A 19120-nucleotide genomic window follows, 5' to 3' on the forward strand; every position below is an offset into this window, starting at 1 on the left:
AGCCGCGTCATCACCTGCTCCGGCTACATGCGCGACCAGGTCAACAACCTCTTCAACCTCCCCACCACCCACATCGACGTCGTACCCAACGGCGTGGAGACGCACCGGTGGAAGGCCAGCGCCGCCGCTGTCGCCGCCGCTCGCAAGCGCTTCGCCGGGGACGGCCCGCTGGTCACCTTCGCCGGCCGGCTGGTCTACGAGAAGGGTGTCCAGCACCTCATCGCGGGACTGCCCCGGCTGCGTCGGGAGCACCCCGGACTGCGCCTGGTCATCGCCGGTGACGGTCCGTACCGGGGTGAGCTGGAGGCCGACATCGACCGGCTCGGGGTACGCGGAGCGGTGAGCATGCCCGGCTTCCTCGGTGGATCGGACCTGCCCGCGATGATGGCCGCGTCGGACTGCTTCGCGGTGCCGAGCATCTACGAGCCGTTCGGCATGGTCGCGCTGGAGGGTGCGGCGGCCGGTGCGCCCCTCGCCGTCGCCGCCACCGGCGGGCTCGCCGAGATCGTCGAGACCGGGGTGACCGGGATGACCTTCGAGCCGAAGGACCCGGACGCGCTCGCGGACGCCGTACACGCGCTGCTGGCCGACAGTAACCGGGCGCGGGAGTTGGCCCGGCGGGCCCGGCGGATGGTGGCCGACGACTACGGCTGGGCGTCGATCGCACAGCGCACCGCGGCCACGTACGCCACCGCGATCGACAAGGCCGCGGCGTTCACCACCGAGCAGGCGGCGCACCGGTTGGCGCACGGCCGCCCGGTGCTCGACATCCCGGCGGGGAACCTGCTCGCCGCCGTCGGCGTGCGCTGACCGCCAAACGGTCCCGGTACGACTCCGGCCGCCGATGCCCGAGGGCGTCGGCGGCCGGTGGTGTCACGGCTCAGCGTTGTACCGGTGGCACCAATCAGCGCTGGTCGACGGGGACGAACGCCCGCTCGCCGGCACCGGTGTAGAGCTGCCGCGGACGGCCGATCTTGGTCTCCGGATCCGAGATCATCTCGCGCCACTGGGCGATCCAGCCGGGCAGCCGGCCGAGCGCGAAGAGCACGGTGAACATCTTGGTCGGGAACCCCATCGCCTTGTAGATCAGGCCGGTGTAGAAGTCCACGTTCGGGTAGAGCCGGCGCGACACGAAGAAGTCGTCGGCCAGCGCGATCTCCTCGAGCTGCAGCGCAAGGTCGAGCAGCGGGTCGGGCTTGTTCATCCGGGCCAGTACGTCCTGCGCGGCCTTCTTGACGATGGCCGCCCGCGGGTCGTAGTTCTTGTAGACCCGGTGGCCGAAGCCCATCAGCTTGACGCCCTGCTCCTTGGCCTTGACCCGGCGGACGAAGGCCTGGACGTCCCCGCCGTCGGCGCGGATGCCCTCCAGCATCTCCAGTACCGCCTGGTTCGCGCCCCCGTGCAGGGGACCGAAGAGCGCGTTCACGCCGGCCGAGACCGAGGCGAACAGGTTGGCCTGGCTGGAGCCGACCAGCCGGACGGTGGAGGTGGAGCAGTTCTGCTCGTGGTCGGCGTGCAGCACGAACAGCATGTCGAGTACGCGGGCGACGACCGGGTCGACCTCGTACTCCTCCGCCGGTACGCCGAACGTCAGGCGTAGGAAGTTCTCCACGTACCCGAGGGAGTTGTCCGGGTAGAGCTGTGCCTGACCGATCGACTTCTTGTACGCGTACGACGCGATCGTCGGCACCTTGGCCATCAGGCGCACGGTGGAGATCTCGACGTGCTCGGGGTCGAACGGGTCCAGGCTGTCCTGGTAGAAGGTCGAGATGGCGCTCACCGCCGAGGAGAGCACCGCCATCGGGTGCGCGTCGCGCGGGAACCCGTCGAAGAACCGCCGCATCTCTTCGTGGAGCAGCGAGTGCCGGCGAATCCACTCGCTGAACTCGGTGAGCTGCTGGGCGGTGGGCAGCTCGCCGTAGATCAGCAGGTACGAGACCTCGAGGAACGAGGCCTTCTCCGCCAGCTGGTCGATGGGGTATCCGCGGTAGCGGAGAATACCCGCATCTCCGTCGATGTAGGTGATCTCCGAGGAGCAGGCGGCGGTGTTGACGAAACCCGGGTCGTAGGTGACGTACCCGGTCTCGCCCAACAGCTTGCCGACGCCGATCCCGGACGGGCCCTCGACAGCGGGCCGCACCGGCATAGACAGTTGCCCGCCGGGGTGGTCGAGCTTGACATCCGTCATGTGGTTCCTCGCTTCGGCGGCAAAATCTTCGTTGAATTGCCTCTGTTCCTACGGTAATCGTGGCGCGGAACCAACACCTGGCCATGGTCGAGCGGTGAGGGATGCGTCACGCATCACCCCACTTGCGAAACTGTCACCTTGAATGTCGCCTAAGTCACAGACGTAACCGGCGCAACTCGCCACCGTCGTTGACCAGGAACAACTCCAGTTTGTTCGCACCGGGGACGAACAGTGACTCGTCGCTCACCAGGGCACCGAAGCGACGACCGTTCTTGTCCGGGTCGACCACCGGCACGACCGCGCCGATCCGGCCGTTGACCGCGACCGCGATCCGGGCGCCGGTGGGCACCGAGTCCGGGACCGTGCCGCAGACCAGCGCGGGCAGCCGCCCGCCGTTGGGGTCGATGTTGTCGAACGCGGCCCGATTGATCACGCTGACCCCGGTGCGGTCGTCGCTGACCCGCAGGTCAGTGACCCGGCGGCCGATCAGCTCCGGCGACGGGGGCGCGGGCAGCTTCGGCCGGGCGGCACCGCTGAGCACGTCGGCGAAGGTGTCACCGGGCAGTTGCAGGGCGAACGTGGGCTGGTCGTGGAACCGTTTCTCCGACCGCTCCCGGGTGGCGTCCGGCGCGACCAGGCCGTCGACCTGCCAGGGGATGCTGACCTGCGCCCGGTCGGCGATCGTCGGCAGCAGGTCGACGTGTTCCCAGTTGCGGTCGTCGACGCGCCCGTCCCGCTGCCCCGGCTCCTTGACGAACAGCGGCACCCAGGCCACCTCGCCGGGGGCCCGGTCGATCGACGCCCGGCCCCGGCCCTGCACCCCGGGAGTGAAGCTGAGCCCGTGGTCGGCGGTCACCACCACCAGGGCGTCGTCGTAGAGCCCGGACTCGCGCAGCGTACGCAGGGTTTCACCGATCAACCGGTCGGTGTACCCGAGTTGCAGCAGGTGACGCTGCCGGGCCAGTTCCACCCAGCCGTCACCGTCGTTGGGCATACCCGGTGGTGAGTCGTACCGCATGCCCGACGGCAGGTAGTTCCACGGCGTGTGCGGCATCAGCAGGTGCAGGAAGTGCAGGGTGGGCCGCTCGGCGGGACGCAGGTCGGCGAGGAACTGGGTGAACCGGGCCGGCTGGTTGACGTCGAGTTCGCCCCACCGGAACCTCGGGTCCGTCGGCGGTGGCTGTTGCTCCAGTTCCTCGAGCTCCGCCTCCTGCCGGGTCGCCTCCCGGTACGACGACTCCGGATCGTCCGGTACGTCGACCGGCGAGACGATCTGCCGGAGCAGTCCGGCGCTCTCCCGCAGCAGCACCGGCAGCCCACCGCGCACCGGCGTCTCGCGCCGCGCACACTCGCTCGGCGGGCAGAGCTGGCTGATGCTCTCCTGCACCTTGAGGTCGTAGGTCCCGCCGAGCAAGGTGAACAGGTTGTCCGGGTACTGCGAGTAGTGCGGCGCCCGCGCCGACGACGGGTAGCGGCCGGTGAGCATGGCCGGCAGCGCGTACGGGGTCCACCCGCTCACCCCGGTCGCGTTGCGGTACCAGGTCGATCCGCCGGCCAGTGCGGCGAAGTTGGGGAACCTCGTCGCGTCGATCGTCCCGCCCTCACCGAGCAGGGAGACCAGCGGCAACTCGTCCAGGACGAGCATCACCACCGGTGGATGGCTGGCCGACTCGTGTGCGGCGCCGGGACCCGAGCCGCGCTCGGCCGGCAGCACCACCGCCGAGGCCGGCGAGGCGAAGACGAAGAGCAGGACGAAGACCAGCGGTCCGGCGGCGGCGATCCGCAACAACTGTCCGGCCGCCCGCCAGCGCCGGTACGCGTACGCCCCGACTGCGCCGACCAGCAGTGCGACCAGCGCCAACGGCAGCCCGCGCCACGGCAGCAGGTGTTTGCCGACCTGGATCGCCAGCGCGGCGAGCAGCAGCCCCAGCGACACGGTGTGCACCACGCCCCGGACCCCCGGCCCGATCAGCCGGGTGAGCGCGCCGATCCCCCAGACCAGGACCGGAATCGGAACGGTGAAGGCGGCCACCAGCAGCAGGATCTCGACCGGTCCGGCGCCGTAGAAGAGGAAGAAGTCGGGGCTGCGCCCGGTGACGTCGAGCAACGGCTGGGTGATCACCAGCCCGCAGAGCGCCACGATCTCCAGAAACGTGGGCAGTTCCGCGCGCCACCAGCGGGACAGCCGGCCCCGGGCGGGCGGGGTGGCCGCCTCAGCCACGCGGCACCCCGACGTAGAGCGTCCGGGTGCCGGACGGGAGTTCCTCCCGTGCGGTGATGTCGCACCGCCGGGCCAGCAACCGCTCGAACTCCTCCCGGCGGTAGTCCGGGAACAGACCGGCCGGCTTGTTGGCCAGCAGCCGCCGGGCCATCGGGTCCTCCGGGTGCACGAACTCGGCCACCAGCCGGCCGCGCGAACCGGCGGTGGCCAGGAATCCGACCAGCCAGTCGACGACCTGGGGCAGCGGCACGTTGCGACCGATGGCCAGGTGGTGGATCACGGCCAGGGCGAGCACCGCGTCGGCGTCGGCGCGGGCCGCGAAGGAGGCCCGTTCGACACCGCCCCAGCCCCCGCCGGATGAGGGGTCGGCCAGGTCGAGCACCAGCGGCAGGATGCGCTGCTCACCGTCGGCCCGCAGGCGCCGGTAGAGGTTCTCGACCACCGCCGGATCACTCTCCGCCGCCACCACGTACGCGGCGTGCCGGGCGGCGAGTCGGGAGTAGTCGCCGTCGTTGGCGCCCAGGTCGAGCACGAGTTGCGGGGAGGCTCCAACCAGCGCCGCCTCGACGAAGCGTTCCTTGCGCTCCCGGTCGGCGTCGGAGTAGCCACAGGTCTGGCGGTACTGCTCCCAGTGGCTGGCCGGTGGCTGCCAGTCCAGCCGGCGGACCAGCTTCTCCACCGCCCGTACGCCCGAAAGCACCAGGTCCCGCGAGAAGCCGGCGTCGCGTAGCTCGGCCCGGACCGTCCCGGTGCTCGCGTCGGCGTGCCGGGCCTGCATCGCGTCGTGCAGGTATACGTGCTTGAGCACCCCCGCGGAGAACCGGCGGGTGCCGCCGAAGACGCGGCGCATCTGGCCGGGCTCGACTCCGTCGATCCGGGATCGCAGCCAGGGCTGGAAATCCAGGTCGAGGTGGGCCTGCAACATCAGCGGGTAGAGCAGGGTCTGGCAGAACTGTCGGTAACCGGCCCAGGGCTCGCCGTCGCGCGCCCGTTCGAAGGAGCCGATGTCGATGAAGACCGGCGTGGAACCCCGCCACTGTAGGTTGTAAGCCGATCCGTCTTTCGTGGTGAACCCGGAGTTCAGCGCGGCGGTGAGGATCTCCAGATGCAACAGCGCGGCGTCCCGGAGCATCCCGAAGGACCACTCGTACGGGTAGGAGACGAACGGTATCCGCTCGTGTCGCAGCACCGTGTCCCAGCAGTTCTCGTCGGGCACCGACAGCGTGTCCCGGTCGACGGGTTCGGTGCCGCAGACCTTGCCGGCGGTGAGCAGGGGTGGGAAGAATTCGCTGGTGGCGAGGGCGTGCCAGTCCTCGGTCGCCCGCCGGTCGAGTCCGCGCAGCACCTGCCCGTCGAGGTAGAAGACCCGGTTGCCGGGGTCGCGGAACGAGCCCGGCTCCGCGCGTACACCGGCCTCCGATGTGGAAATTGGTGGCGGGGACATCTGCGACCGGGCCCCGCTCTCAGTCCTTCTCCGCCGGCTGCCGGCGCAACCGGCCGACCAGCCGCCGCCAGTACAGCTTGGCCGCGACCGCGACCCCAGCGGCACCGCCGATGACCGCCTGCACGATGAGACTGCCGGATCCGGCATCCAGATAGGCCAGGTCCATCTCGGCCGCCCCTTTCATTTCGTCCCGCATGTTGATACGTCGGCCGGCACGCCGAGCCCGCCGCGCCGGCCGGGACGGTGTCCGCGTCGGCGTGTCGCGAAGGGCGTCCAGTGCCGGCAACCCCCTGCTCATCTGGGCTTCAGGTGCCGTTAACCACACCGTACGCCGGAGATCGCCTGCTCGCACTCGCACTGCAGACCTGGTGCCCGGTGTCCGATTCGCACTCCACGAACGGGTGTCCGATTCCTTCAAGACCGGCGGCGACCGTCGACCCTATGGTGGGGCAATGGCACCTCACCTAGACGTAATTTCCCTGGTCGTGGCCGACATGGGCCGCTCCCTGACCTTCTACCGCCGCCTCGGGTTGGACATCCCCGCCGACTCGGACGAAGATCCGCACGTGGAGGCACCGCTGCCCGGCGGGCTGCGCCTGGCCTGGGACACCGCCGAGACGGTCTCCTCGATCGACCCGAACTGGTCCATGCCCACCGGCCCCGGTCGGATCACGCTCGCCTTCCGCTGCGACAATCCCGGCGAGGTCGACTCGATGTACGCCGAGATGACCGACGCCGGCTACCCCGGGCATCTCAAACCCTGGGACGCCTTCTGGGGCCAGCGCTACGCCACCCTGCTCGACCCGGACGGCAACGGCGTCGACCTCTTCGCCCCGCTCACCTGACCCCGACCCGAGGGCTCCACCCTCGGTTCTACCGCTCGTGGCGGCTAGGTGATCAGGTCGCGGGGCGGGACACCGGCCAACGCCCGGATCTCCCGGGACAGGTGCGGCTGGTCGGCGTAGCCGGTCCGTACGGCGGTGTCGGCGGCCGGCACCCCGGTCCGGAGCAGTGCCAGTGCCCGCTGCATCCGCAGGATCCGGGCCAGTGTCTTCGGCCCGTAGCCGAACAGCGCCCGGCTGCGCCGATGGAGCTGGCGGGGGCCGAGACCGAAATCGGCCGCGGTGCCGGCCACGTCGGCGCCCGCACCCAGCCGGGCGACCAACGTACGGGCGATCGGGTCGGGGCCACCTGCGTCACCCAGCCGGGCCGCCGCCACCGACTCCAACAGGCGCTCGGGGTGGTCCGCGTACGCCGCCCGCTCGTCGAGTTCACGGGTGCGGGCGTCGGACCAGAGCGCGGTGAGCGGGACCCGCTGGTCACGCAGCTCGTACGCCGGAACACCGAACACGGCCGGGCCGGTGCCGGGCGGGAACCGCAGTCCGACGTACCGCTCTCCCGTGGCGGTCCCGACCTGGGCGGCGGTGTCCGGCCCCGCCACCAGCAGCCCGTGCCGCTCGGACCAGATCAGGTCCATGCAGCCGTCGGGCAGGACCCGGACCGGTGTCGCCCCCGGCGGCGCCGTGCTCCACCACAGGACGGCCCCGCCCACCAGGGCGGAGGTGGTCTCCCGGTACATGTCCCCCAGCCTGCCAGCACCTCCCCTGTGCCGCGAGCCGGCGTGCCGGTGGTGGTGTGGGCACCGCCGTCGGCCCGGTGTCCGGGCCGACCAGCACCGGCGGACCGGGTCGGAATGCGGTGCTCGTGCCGCTGGTGCGTCTTCCGGCACCGACGGCGTCCTGGAAGCCGACACTACGGAGGGTTACGAGATGTCAGCCTGACAGGCATGACACGTTTCGCCGCGGGCAAGATAGAGGCCTTCGTCGGGCCGCCCGAACTCGGCGCCGCCGACGATCTCGAACAGGTCATCGTCGGGTTCATCGACGACGCCAAGGACTCCCTCGACGTCGCCGTACAGGAACTCGACTCCGAGCCGATCGCGCAGGCACTACTGGACGCCAAGTTCCGCGGCGTCGACATCCGGATCGTGCTGGAGCAGGACTATCTGCGTACGGCCAAGGCGCCCAAGGTGACGGCGCGGGCCGGCGAATCGGCGCAGGCCGCCCAGCGGCGAGTCCAGTGGGCGGCCGAACCCGGCGCCCGCAGCTTGGAGCCCAACCGCAAGATCATGGCCGCGCTGCTGCGTTGCGCCGTCGACGTCAAGGCCGACTACAACCCGGCGATCTTCCACCAGAAGTTCATCGTCCGCGACTACCGGAAACGGGCCGGCACCACCTCCGCGGTGCTGTCCGGGTCGGCCAACTTCACCGGCACCGACTGCCACCGCAACCTCAACCACGTGGTGACCTTCCACGACGCCCGGATCTGCCAGGAGTACGCGGGCGAGTTCACCCAGCTCCGGGCAGGGCAGTTCGGTCGCGGTGCGCACGGCAAGGTGCCCCGGGCCTACAACCTCGGCGGGATACCGGTGAAGGTGCTCTTCGCCCCGGACCACGCGCCGGAGCTTGAGATCATGAAGCAGATGCTGAAGGCGACCGGGCGGGTGGACTTCGCGGTCTTCACCTTCGCCGGCTCATCCGGCCTGGACGACGCGATGATCGCCCTGGCCGCCGCCGGCCGTACGGTCACGGGTGCGGTGGACCCGGGTCAGGGAGCGCAGCGTTGGGCCGCGACGCACGACCTGAACCGGGCCAAGATCGCGCTCTACGCCCCGATCAGGTCACCCGCGTTCGGCAAGCTGCACCACAAGCTCATGACCATCGACGACAGTACGGTGATCGCCGGCTCGTTCAACTACACCGCCCCGGCCAACCAGTACAACGACGAGAACATCTTCGTGCTCGGCAGCCCGTACCCGGATCTGCCCGCCAGCGAAGGCGGGCCGGTGGACCTCGGCCGGTGCGCCGAGCTGACCAACTTCTTCCGCGCCGAGATCCAGCGCATCATCGAGGCGGGCGAACGCTTCGCCGGCACGGGTTAGCCGGCCGGGTCGTGCTTCCCGGTCAGCCGCGCACCTGGTCCCGCCAGGAGTGGGTGGGCTCGTAGCCGAGGACCCGGCGGGCCTTGTCGATCGACATCAGGGTCTCGTTGCCGACGAGTTCGCGGGTCAGCGGGACGTCCGGGAAGAGTTCGGCGGCAAGTTCCGCACTGGGACGGCTCATCACCGTGTCGGCGTTGGCGATCACAAAAACGTCGACCCCGGTGCCCTGGTGTTCCAGCCCGAGGCGGACCGCCTGGGCGCCGTCGCGGCAGTCGATGTACGACCACAGGTTCCACTTGCGCAGCGTGGGATCGGCGTCGAAGGCCGGGAAGGCCGCGTAGTCGGCCGGCTCCATCACGTTGGAGAACCGGAGGCCGATCATCTTGAGATCCGGCTCCCACCGGCAGAGCTTTCCGGCAAGCTCCTCCTCCAGGTGCTTGACCAGCGCGTAGTTGCTCTCCGGCCGGGCCGGATACTCCTCGTCGATCGGGACGTACGGCGGCGGCGTGTCGAACGGCAGCCCGAGCAGCGTCTCGCTGGAGGCCCAGACCACGTTCCGGATCCCGACCGCGCGGGCGGCGGTGAAGACGTTGTAGGTGGCGGCGATGTTGTGGTGGAACGTCGCAGAGTTGGTCCGCAGGCCCGGTGCGGGGATCGCGGCAAGATGCACCACCGCGTCCACACCGCCGTGCCGGTCGTCGATCGCGCTGAGCGCCTCGACGGTCTGGCCGTAGTCGGTCAGGTCCACCCTCGTGTACGGGCAGCGTGCTGTCGCGGGCGGCGCCGCGTCGAGGTTGACCACCTGGTAACCGTGGTCGAGCAGGTCGTCGACAACCGCCCGACCGAGCTTGCCGCTGCCGCCGGTGACCGCCACCCGGGTCACCACTGCGCCGCACCCTTGCACGAGATCATGGGACCAACTTAGGACGTGGCCCGTTGCGCTGACGGTGGTGGGGTTGACAAGTGCCACCTACTTATCGATTATCGAGATATCGCTAATCGATAAGGCGGAGGTGTCTCATGAGATTCCGCAACCCTGACTGGCTCACCGAACTGCAGGGCCTCGTGGTAGCCGCACTGCTCCTCCTGGCCGCGATCGTCGTGTTCAACGTCGTCACGCTCGCGAACGGCGGCCCCGTGACCGCCCAGATCCCGGCGGATGCGGTAGCAGGCGTCGCCGGCGCCACGGATGGCCTGCGCGCCGGAGGCGTCGTCGACGGTGACGTCGAGGTGCGGGTCGCCGACCCCACACCGGGCCAGCTCGTGGCGTACCACCTGACCGTGCTGCCGATGCTCGCCGTCGCGGCGGCGGTGCTGGTCCTGCTCTGGACCGTGCTGCGGCACGCCCGTCGCGAGGATCCGTTCGCCACCGGTACGGTCCGGCGACTGCGCCTGATCGGTTGGGTCGCCCTCGTCGGCGGCGTCCTGGCGCAGCTCGTACAGCTGATCGCTTCGCTCGAACTGACCGCGCGGGTCACCGCGGACGGCGAGCAGTCCGCGACGCTGGACCTGACCCGGACCGGGCTGTTCCTGCTGCTGGGCTTCGGATTCTTCGCGATCGCCGAGATCGTCAAGCGCGGATTGGCGATGCGGACCGAACTGGAGACGGTGATCTGATGCCGCCCGAGGAGGATCACCGGGTCGACGTACATCTCGACAAGCTCCTGGCCGAACGCGGCCTGACCCTGACCGAGCTGGCCGACCGGGTCGGCCTGACCCTCGCCAACCTGTCCGTGCTGAAAAATGGCCGGGCACGGGCGATCCGGTTCAGCACCTTGACGGCCCTCTGCCACGAACTGGACTGCCAGCCAGGCGACCTGCTCACCGTCCGCCGCTCCTGACCGGTGGCGGCTGGCGGGCCGGGTCAGGCCGGGCGACCGCCGTCACCGACCAACGGATCGGCCGCCGGGGATCGCTCCCCGGCGGCCGATCGAGGTGTGGCGCGGACGCTCAGAAGCCGAGCGCGGACCGTCCGCCGACCACGGGAATGCGCAGCTCACTGTCGTTCGGCGCGACCCGCAGGCGGGTGCCACCCAGCGGGAGCAGGGTGTACTCCTGGTCACTGGAGAAGACCACCACGCCGATCCGGTGCCCGGCGGCGAAGATGTAGTCCTTCGGCTCCAGGGTCCACCTGTAGTCGTAGAACTTGCCCTGCTTGACCTTCTCGGTACGGTCGGCGTCCTTGCGGTTCTGCGGATCCGTCCACCCCCGGGTCACCACGACGGGCGCGGCGGTCGAGCCCGCCGGACCGTAGTCGACCAGGTAGGTGGTCAGGTTGGCGTCGGGCTTGTTGTCGATCGCCATCCGCAGCCGCATCTCCGGCCGGCCGGAGAGCCGGACGTCCTGGGCGAGCGCGGGCGAGGTGTAGACCAGCCGGTTCGGGCTGGCGGTGTCCGGCTGGGCCACCAACTGGGTCGGCGCGATCGTCCGCCCCTCGTCGACGAAGCCCTGCTCGACCTTGCCCTTCGGCGGCTTGCCGGTGGTCAGGGTGCCGGGCTGGGTCGCGTTGGTCGCGGCGAACCGCAGGTCGACCTCACGCGCGCCGGGGTCGGGCCAGTTGGCGTACGTGGTGTAGGCGCGGTTCTCACGCTGCACCACCGCGGTCGGCTCGTCCATGATGCCGTTGCGCACCCCCCACAGCCAGAAGTCGAACCAGCGGTTCTCGGTCTGCTTGTAGGTCCAGGACTTGCCGTCCGGCAGCGGTACGGTGGCACCATTGCCCGGCCCGCCGTGCCCGCCCTGGTGCAGCCAGATCTTGCGCGGTACGTCGTACCGGGCGAGCTGGTCCCACCAGCCGGCGAAGTTCTCCGTCTTGACGTTCCAGTCGTTGAGCCCGTGTACGACAAACACGCTGGCCTTCACGTCACGCGCGCCGTCGAGGTAGTCCCGCTCCTGCCAGAACCGGGTGTAGTCACCGGTGACTCGGTCCTGCTCCCGGGTGATCTCGGCGATCTCGTCGGCACAGGTTCCCTCGGCCCGCGTCTGACCGGCGGTGTACTGGGCCAGGATGTCGGCGTCCTCGCCCTGATACGTGCCGGGGGCGACAACCAGGCCGTTGGCCCGGTAGTAGTCGTACCAGCTGCTGATCGCCGAGACCGGGATGATCGTCTTGAGACCCTTGACCCCGGTGGTGGCGACCATGTTGGGCAGGGTGCCGTTGTAGGAGACCCCGGTCATCCCGACCGCGCCGGTGGTCCAGCCGGCGGTGACCGGCGCGCCACTGGCGTCGAATCCGCGGGCCCGGCCGTTGAGCCAGTCGATGACCGCCTTGGTGCCGAGCGTCTCGGCCCGGTCGCCGCTGGTCGGGCAGCCGTCCGAGTCACCGGTGCCGATGCTCTGGCCGAGCACCACGGCGTAACCGCGCGGCACGTAGTAGTCGTCGAGCGATCCGGGGAGGTTGGCCTTTGCCGCCGCGAGCCCGATCTCGCCACCGGCCGCGCGGGCACCGTTGCGGCCGGTCAACCCGTTCTGCGGCAGCTCGTCCACCAGCACGCTCGGGTACGGCACGTCGCCCCAGGTGTCCTTGCGGTACGGGCTGTGCTCGAAGATCACCGGCACCTTGAAGCCCCGGGTGGCGGTCTCGGCGGGGCGGGAGATGTCGATCGCGACCCGGTCGAGGCGGCCGTCGTGGTCGGTGTCCAGCGGCGTCTGGACGAACACCCGCTCCTCGATCGCGTCGGCGAACGAGAAGACCGGCTGGGTCATCCCGTCGGTGACCACAATGGTCGGAGGTGGCGTGTGGGTGCCGGCGGCGGCGGGCACCACGGGTGCGGTCAGGACCAGCGTGCCGGTCAGGATGGCGGTGAGCAGCACCGGGTGACGGGGTCGACGCATGGGCAGTTCCCTTCGATCGGGCTCGTGGCCGGAACCGGTCAGGGGGACGAATCGAGTTGGTTCCATCGGCCACACATGCTAGGCGGGTCGACGCCCGTAGTCGATCATTCGCGGTCGTACCAGGTTTCCGGTTGTCCGTGCCGCGAGCGGGTACCCAGGGCCGGGAAACGCCGGCCCGGACGGGGACCGGCGCGAGGTCGGGGGGCCACAGTGCACAGGCCGGACCGGCGACCGGCCCGGCCGTCATCCACCCCGGCCCGGCCTGACCATCGGGTGGGGCGCTACGACACGAAGTTCCGACAGAAACCGGGCGGTGATGCCGGACGGGGTTGGCTCCCCGTCGGCTTCACCGCCCGGCGTACGTTCCGGCGGGGTCAGCCGCCCGGGTTCGACGGTGCCGGGGCCGGCGGCTGGTTCGTCGACGGCGGGCCGCTGGGCGCGGGCGCACCGGCGGCGGCCGGCGGCGCGGCAGCCGGCTTCAGGTCCTGCGGTACGGGCAGCGCGCTGCCCTTCACGTACTCGTCCCAGTCCATGTTCCAGGCGGTCCAGCCGTTGCCGTCATCGAGCTGCACCTCGGTGCCGCGAACCGTGACCAGGTCACCGACCTGGGTTGTCCGCATCAGGAAGGCGGCGTTGGCGGCGGAGACGTTGGTGCAGCCGTGCGACACGTTCGTGCTGCCCTGATCGCCCTCGGACCACGGCGCCGAGTGGATGAACTCGCCACCCCAGGTCAGACGCTGGGCGTCCTGCACGGTGACCACGTACGGGTCGGCCGAGCCGGTCGTGTCGAAGACCGTTTGCTCGTGCTTCTCCATGATCACCATCTTGCCGCTGGACGTCGGCGTGCTCGGCTTGCCGAGGCTGACCGGGATCTTGCGTACCAGCTTGTCGTTCTTGAACACCGACATCTGCTTGGTGCCGTTGTCGATGTCCAACGAGACCTTGTTACCGATCTTGGCGGTGGCGCTTCGGTCGGCATCACCGAAGCCCTCCTTGCCCATCGGCACCCCGTCGAGCATGGCCTTGACGCTGATCGTCGTACCGGGCTTCCAGAAGTCCGGTGCCCGGTAGAAGACCTGCTGTCCGTCCTCGGTCCAGTGCCACGCACCCGGCTGCGCCGGAGTGGTGGTGACGAAGAGCCGTTTCTGTACGTCGGCGCGCTTTTCCTTCGGCACCCCTGGGTCGAAGTCGACCGTTACCGGCATGGCCACCCCGTACGTCCGTTTGTCCTGGAAATAAAGGGTCGAGAAGATTTCCTTGGCCGGCTTGTCCATGGTGGTGAAGTTGGTCGTCTGGGTCACTTCTTTGCCCGCATCGTTGGTTGCGGTGACCTGCGCCGTATAGCGCTGTTTGTTCTTCAGCGCTTTATCCGGCAACCAGGACGAACCGTCCGTACGCAACGAGCCCGCGACCTTCCCACCCTTGTCGTCGGTGAGCGTTACCGCCGTTACCTTCCCGCCGGTGACGGTGAGGCCGACCTCGGTGCTGATCGGGAGGTCCTTCGCATTCGCCGCAGGACTGATGCTCAGTTGCGGCGGCGGTGCCGCCGCCTTCGCGGCCTCCTTCTTGTCCTGCTCACTGGTACACCCCGCCAGGGCCAGTGACGCGGTAGCGACCATCGCCACCAGAATTGTGGCCCGACGCCTCTTTGTCATGATCCCCACCCCATTCCGCTAGCGTCTCGCCACATTGTGTAACGAGAGTCGCGGGCACCGCGTCGGTTCGGAACAGAAGAATCGAAGCGCGTATCGCGCATTCGGATTGATGCCGGACAGAACGCGTTGTTGCCGGACAGAGCGCGAATACCCGGTCCGGCGGCGGATAGACCAGTCGGATCCGGGTATGTCGCCGCCGCGCACGCGACGGCGGCGCGACCGCGGGCCACAGGCGGGATCACGGCGGGTCGGAGCAACCCGCCGACGCGGGTGGGGCGGGATCGGGCACGATGGGACCGTGACGGACGCGGTGATCTTTGACCTGGACGGCGTGATCGTGGACTCCGAACCGGTGTGGGAGGAGGTCCGCAGGCGCTACGTCGCGGACCACGGCGGCCAGTGGCAGCCGGACAGCCAACGCCGGTTGATGGGGATGAGCACCGGCGAATGGGCTCGCTACCTCAGCGCCGAACTCGGGGTGGACCGCTCGCCGCAGCAGGTCGCCACCGAGGTGGTGGACGAGATGGCCCGGCGCTACCTGGAACACGTACCGCTGATCGCCGGTGCCGACGAGGTGGTGCGCCGGCTCGCCGGGACCTGGCCGATGGGGCTGGCCAGCTCGTCGCCGGCCCGGCTGATCGAGGCCGCGCTCCGGGCCACCGGGCTCACCGACGCGTTCTCGGTGACGCTCTCCACCGAACAGGTGCCGCGGGGCAAGCCGGCGCCGGACGTGTACCTGCGGGTGGCCGAGCGGCTGGGGTTCGACCCCACCCGCTGCGTCGCGGTCGAGGACTCCTCCAACGGCGTACGGTCGGCCAGCGCCGCCGGCACCCGCGTGATCGCCGTGCCGCACGCCTCGTACCCGATCGACCCGGACGCACAGCAGCTCGCCATCCTGGTCATCCCGACCATCCGTGACCTGACCGACCAGGCCGTACGCGACGCGGCCCCGGGAGCCGGACCGAGCGACGCTTAAGCCCGATCGAGCCTCCACCCCGCAGCAAACCGGATAATCTGCGCGTATCCGGAGGAACGGGCGGGAGGCGCGATCGGCATGCCCGAGGAGACAGAGCGGTCGTCGGTCACGTTGGCGGTGAACGGCCAGCAGCACCGGCTCCGGTTGGACAACCGGACCACCCTGCTGGACGCGTTGCGCGAGCACCTCGGACTGATCGGCGCGAAGAAGGGCTGCGACCACGGCCAGTGCGGGTCGTGCACCGTACTGCTCGACGGGCGCCGGGTGAAGAGCTGTCTGATCTTCGCGGTGGCGGCGTCCGGATCGGCGGTGGTGAGCGTGGAGGGCCTGGCCGACGGCGCGGACCTGCAGCCGCTGCAACAGTGCTTCATCGACCATGACGCGTTCCAGTGCGGCTACTGCACCTCCGGCCAGATCTGCTCCGCCACCGGCATGCTCGACGAGGTCCGCAAGGGGTGGCCCAGCGTCGTGACCGCAGACCTCGCCGCCGGGCCGGCCCGCCTCAGCGAGGAGGAGATCCGGGAACGGATGAGCGGCAACCTGTGCCGCTGCGCGGCGTACCAGCAGATCGTGGCGGCGATCCGGGCGACCGCCACGGCGGAGGCGGTACTGCGATGAGGACCTTCCGCTACCACCGGGCCGACGACGCGGCCGAGGCCGTACGGATGGTCGCCGGCGAGACCGAGGCGGCGTACCTGGGCGGCGGCACGAACCTCGTCGACCTGATGAAACTGAGCGTGCAACGCCCCCGGCTGCTGGTCGACGTGACCCGGCTACCGCTGGGCTCGGTCGAACCGCTGCCCGACGGGGGCCTGCGAATCGGCGCGACCGTACGCAACAGCGACCTGGCCGCCCACCCGGTGGTCCGGCGCGACTTCCCGGTGCTGGCCAGGGCACTGCTCGCGGCCGCCTCCGGTCAACTGCGCAACATGGCCACGGTCGGCGGCAACCTGCTGCAACGCACCCGGTGCGTCTACTTCCAGGACGTCGGCAAGCCGTGCAACAAGCGCGAACCCGGCACCGGCTGCTCCGCGCTGGAGGGCCAGAACCGGGACCTGGCCATCCTCGGCTGGTCGACGTCGTGCGTGGCCACCCACCCCTCCGACATGGCGGTGGCCCTCGCCGCCCTGGACGCCCGGGTCGAGGTGCTGGAGCCGGACGGGGCCCGCGAGATCCCGCTGACCGAGTTCCACCGCCTGCCCGGCGACCGCCCGGACCTGGAGACCACTATGGGGCCCGGCGGACTGATCACCGGCGTACGGGTCCCGGCCCTGCCGTACGCCCGGCACTCGACGTACCGCAAGGCCCGGGACCGGGCCTCGTTCGCCTTCGCCGCCGGCTCGGTGGCGGCGGCACTCGACCTGGACGGCGGCCTGGTCCGCGAGGTTCGGATCGCGTACGGCGCGGTGGCCCACCGCCCCTGGCGGGCCCGGCTGGCCGAGGAGGCGCTGCGCGGTCAACCGGCCACGGTGGAGAACTTCGGCCTGGCCGCCGACGAGGAACTGGCCGCCGCGCGTCCGTTGCCGGACAACGGTTTCAAGGTGTCGCTGATCCGCAACCTGACCGTGCGTACGCTCGCCGACCTGGCCGAGGAGGCGACCCGGTGAGCGCGCCGACCGTCGGCCGTCCACACACCCGGCTGGAGGGGCGGGACAAGGTCACCGGCGCGGCCCGGTACGCCGTGGAGTACCCGGTCGACGGCGTGGTGTACGCCTGGGCCGTGCAGGCCGACGTGGTCCGGGCCGGGATCACCCGGATCGACGCCGACGCCGCGCTCGCCACACCCGGGGTGCTGACCGTGCTGTGGTACGCCAACGCGCCCCGGCTGCACTCGGAGACGAACGTCGACCTGTTCCTGTTGCAGCGGCCCGAGGTGCACTTCCGCGGTCAGGTGGTGGCCCTGGTGGTGGCCGAGACGCTGGAGGCGGCCCGGGAGGCGGCCGGCCTGGTCCGGCTCGACTACGACACGCTGCCGCACAGCACCGTGCTGAGCGAGACACATCCGGGTTTGTACACACCCGACCACGTGAACCCGGCCTATCCCACGAACACCGCCGTCGGCGACTTCGAGGCCGGGTACGAGGCCGCGGAGGTACGCGTCGACCACGTCTACCGCACTCCGGCGTACCACAACAATCCGATGGAGCCGCACGCCGCGACCGCACAGTGGCGCGACGGCGAATTGGTCGTGCACGACTCCAACCAGGGCTCGACCCCCGTCGCCCAGATCCTGGCCGGGCTGTTCGACCTGCCACCGGACTCGGTGCAGGTGATCAGCGAACACGTCGGCGGCGGTTTCGGGTCGAAGGGCACGCCGCGCTGCCAGTCCGTGCTCGCCGCGATGGCCGCCCGCGCGGTCGACCGGCCGGTACGCCTGGCCCTCACCCGCCAGCAACTGTTCTCCCTGGTCGGCTACCGCACCCCCACCATCCAGCGGATCCGGCTCGGTGCCGACGCGGACGGCCGGCTCGCCGCCATCGCCCACGACGCGATCAGTCAGACCTCCACCCTGACCGAGTTCGCCGAGCAGACCGCCGTCTACACCCGCGGCATGTACGCGGCCCCGCACCGGCGGACCAGCCACCGGATCGCCCGGCTGGACGTACCGACGCCGTCGTGGATGCGGGCACCGGGCGAATGCCCCGGCTCGTTCGCGCTGGAGTCCGCGATGGACGAGTTGGCGGTGGCCTGTGGCGTGGACCCGGTCGAATTGCGGATCCGCAACGACGCCCGGGTCGACCCGGAGGAAGGCACCCCGTACAGCAGCCGCAACCTGGTCGCCTGCCTGCGCGAGGGCGCGGCGAGGTTCGGCTGGGCGGACCGGGACCCGACCGTCGGCGTGCGGCGGCAGGGCCGCTGGCTGGTCGGCACCGGTGTGGCCGGCGGCAGCTATCCGGCCCGCGCCGGAGCGTCGTCCGCCTCGGCCCAGGCCAACCCGGACGGCACCTACGTCGTCCGGATCAACGCCGCCGACATCGGTACGGGGGCGCGTACCGCGCTCTGGCAGGTGGCGGTCGACGCGCTCGGCGTGCCACCGGAGCGGGTACGGATCGAGATCGGCGACAGCCGGCTCCCCCCGGCCCCGCTGGCCGGTGGCTCGACCGGCACCGCGTCCTGGAGTTGGGCCGTCAGCAAGGCCTGCCGGGCGCTGCGTGACCGGCTCGGCGACCGGCCGCCCACCGAGGAGGTACGGGTGGAGGCGAACACCGCGCCGGAGACGAACGCCCTGTCCGCGGACCGCTCGTACGTGCGCTACGCCTTCGGCGCCCACTTCGTCGAGGTACGCGTCGACGTGGACAGTGGGGAGATCCGGGTCGGCCGGATGCTCGGCATGTTCGGTGTCGGGCGGGTGGTGAACCCGACGACCACCCGGTCCCAGCTCATCGGCGGCATGACGATGGGCATCTCGATGGCGTTGCACGAGGAAGGTCTGCTCGACCCCCGCTTCGGCGACTGGGTCAACCACGACTTCGCCACGTACCACATCACCGCGAACGCGGACGTCGAGCAGATCGAGGCGGACTGGGTCGAGGAGGACGATCCGCATCTCAACCCGCTCGGTGTCAAGGGCGTCGGTGAGATCGGGATCGTCGGTTCGGCCGCCGCCGTCACGAACGCCGTGTACCACGCGACCGGCGTACGGATCCGCCAGCTGCCGGTCCGGCTGGACAAGCTGCTGCCCCGGGTCACCGCGCTTCAGGGCCAGTGATCGGGCGGCCCGCCGTCCACCAGCCGTCGTCACTGTCGATCGAGGTATCGATAACGACCAGTAGCGTAAATCCACCCGTTTCGCTACCATCCGTACCCGGAGCATGACCCCAGGTAGATCTTGGTGTCGTGTCGCGCAACCGCACGTCGTAC

Annotated in this window: 17 protein-coding genes; 9 read left to right on the plus strand and 8 right to left on the minus strand. The window is 70.3% G+C overall.

From position 1 onward, the window contains the following. On the plus strand, nt 1-810 hold an 810-nt coding region (locus AB0J90_RS00005), incomplete at its 5' end, for a glycosyltransferase family 4 protein (RefSeq protein WP_363590624.1). Between the two features lie 94 nt (nt 811-904). Here the strand turns inward: AB0J90_RS00005 and AB0J90_RS00010 are convergent. The 4 genes from AB0J90_RS00010 to AB0J90_RS00025 all read right to left on the minus strand — a co-directional run bounded on the left by AB0J90_RS00010 (nt 905) and on the right by AB0J90_RS00025 (nt 6049). After that, a complete protein-coding gene (locus tag AB0J90_RS00010; RefSeq protein ID WP_363590625.1) occupies nt 905-2188 on the minus strand; it encodes a citrate synthase in 1284 nt (427 codons plus the stop codon). A gap of 154 nt (nt 2189-2342) precedes the next feature. After that, the gene (locus AB0J90_RS00015; RefSeq protein WP_363590626.1) at nt 2343-4409 is read right to left on the minus strand and encodes a sulfatase-like hydrolase/transferase; all 2067 of its coding nucleotides are present in this window, start codon (nt 4407-4409) and stop codon (nt 2343-2345) included. Further along, the gene (locus tag AB0J90_RS00020) at nt 4402-5838 is read right to left on the minus strand and encodes a methyltransferase (RefSeq protein ID WP_363591365.1); all 1437 of its coding nucleotides are present in this window, start codon (nt 5836-5838) and stop codon (nt 4402-4404) included. The genes AB0J90_RS00015 and AB0J90_RS00020 overlap by 8 nt, the downstream gene beginning before the upstream one ends. Nucleotides 5839-5872: 34 nt before the next feature. Further along, entirely contained in the window at nt 5873-6049 is a 177-nt protein-coding gene (locus AB0J90_RS00025; protein ID WP_363591403.1) for a hypothetical protein, read from the minus strand. 256 nt (nt 6050-6305) lie between these two features. On the opposite strand from AB0J90_RS00025, the gene AB0J90_RS00030 reads away from it, so the two are divergent. Further along, nucleotides 6306-6698, plus strand: coding sequence for a VOC family protein (locus tag AB0J90_RS00030; RefSeq protein ID WP_363590627.1), 393 nt, complete (start codon nt 6306-6308; stop codon nt 6696-6698). A gap of 44 nt (nt 6699-6742) precedes the next feature. On the opposite strand, the gene AB0J90_RS00035 is transcribed toward AB0J90_RS00030, so the two are convergent. Beyond that, entirely contained in the window at nt 6743-7432 is a 690-nt protein-coding gene (locus AB0J90_RS00035; RefSeq protein WP_363590628.1) for a helix-turn-helix transcriptional regulator, read from the minus strand. A gap of 207 nt (nt 7433-7639) precedes the next feature. Between AB0J90_RS00035 and AB0J90_RS00040 the strand changes: the two genes are divergently transcribed. Next, nucleotides 7640-8794 (plus strand): phospholipase D-like domain-containing protein, encoded by a 1155-nt coding sequence (locus tag AB0J90_RS00040; protein WP_363590629.1) that lies wholly within the window; start codon nt 7640-7642, stop codon nt 8792-8794. Between the two features lie 22 nt (nt 8795-8816). Here the strand turns inward: AB0J90_RS00040 and AB0J90_RS00045 are convergent, their stop codons facing one another. Beyond that, a complete protein-coding gene (locus tag AB0J90_RS00045) occupies nt 8817-9680 on the minus strand; it encodes an NAD(P)-dependent oxidoreductase (RefSeq protein WP_363590630.1) in 864 nt (287 codons plus the stop codon). 134 nt (nt 9681-9814) lie between these two features. On the opposite strand from AB0J90_RS00045, the gene AB0J90_RS00050 reads away from it, so the two are divergent. Together AB0J90_RS00050 and AB0J90_RS00055 are read left to right on the plus strand one after the other, a co-directional pair. Continuing rightward, nucleotides 9815-10411, plus strand: a complete 597-nt coding sequence (locus AB0J90_RS00050) for a DUF2975 domain-containing protein (protein ID WP_363590631.1) — start codon at nt 9815-9817, stop codon at nt 10409-10411. Next, nucleotides 10411-10635 (plus strand): helix-turn-helix transcriptional regulator, encoded by a 225-nt coding sequence (locus AB0J90_RS00055; protein ID WP_326558720.1) that lies wholly within the window; start codon nt 10411-10413, stop codon nt 10633-10635. Before AB0J90_RS00050 ends, AB0J90_RS00055 begins: the two co-directional genes overlap by 1 nt. Nucleotides 10636-10744: 109 nt before the next feature. Here the strand turns inward: AB0J90_RS00055 and AB0J90_RS00060 are convergent, their stop codons facing one another. Together AB0J90_RS00060 and AB0J90_RS00065 are read right to left on the minus strand one after the other, a co-directional pair. Next, nucleotides 10745-12628, minus strand: a complete 1884-nt coding sequence (locus AB0J90_RS00060) for a Xaa-Pro dipeptidyl-peptidase (protein WP_363590632.1) — start codon at nt 12626-12628, stop codon at nt 10745-10747. Between the two features lie 374 nt (nt 12629-13002). Continuing rightward, nucleotides 13003-14283: an Ig-like domain-containing protein gene (locus AB0J90_RS00065; protein ID WP_363590633.1), complete on the minus strand. Its 1281-nt coding sequence runs from the start codon at nt 14281-14283 to the stop codon at nt 13003-13005. Nucleotides 14284-14581: 298 nt separating this feature from the next. Between AB0J90_RS00065 and AB0J90_RS00070 the strand changes: the two genes are divergently transcribed. From AB0J90_RS00070 to AB0J90_RS00085, 4 genes are all read left to right on the plus strand, one after another. Further along, entirely contained in the window at nt 14582-15259 is a 678-nt protein-coding gene (locus AB0J90_RS00070; protein WP_363590634.1) for an HAD family phosphatase, read from the plus strand. A gap of 78 nt (nt 15260-15337) precedes the next feature. Then, on the plus strand, nt 15338-15877 hold the full coding sequence (locus AB0J90_RS00075; RefSeq protein WP_363590635.1) for a 2Fe-2S iron-sulfur cluster-binding protein: 540 nt from the start codon (nt 15338-15340) through the stop codon (nt 15875-15877). Further along, nucleotides 15874-16866: a xanthine dehydrogenase family protein subunit M gene (locus AB0J90_RS00080; protein ID WP_363590636.1), complete on the plus strand. Its 993-nt coding sequence runs from the start codon at nt 15874-15876 to the stop codon at nt 16864-16866. The genes AB0J90_RS00075 and AB0J90_RS00080 overlap by 4 nt, the downstream gene beginning before the upstream one ends. Next, entirely contained in the window at nt 16863-18968 is a 2106-nt protein-coding gene (locus AB0J90_RS00085; protein ID WP_363590637.1) for a xanthine dehydrogenase family protein molybdopterin-binding subunit, read from the plus strand. Before AB0J90_RS00080 ends, AB0J90_RS00085 begins: the two co-directional genes overlap by 4 nt. Nucleotides 18969-19120 lie beyond the last annotated feature (152 nt).

Source organism: Micromonospora sp. NPDC049523 (assembly GCF_040676775.1).
In the GTDB taxonomy this organism is placed as follows: Bacteria; Actinomycetota; Actinomycetes; order Mycobacteriales; family Micromonosporaceae; genus Micromonospora_G.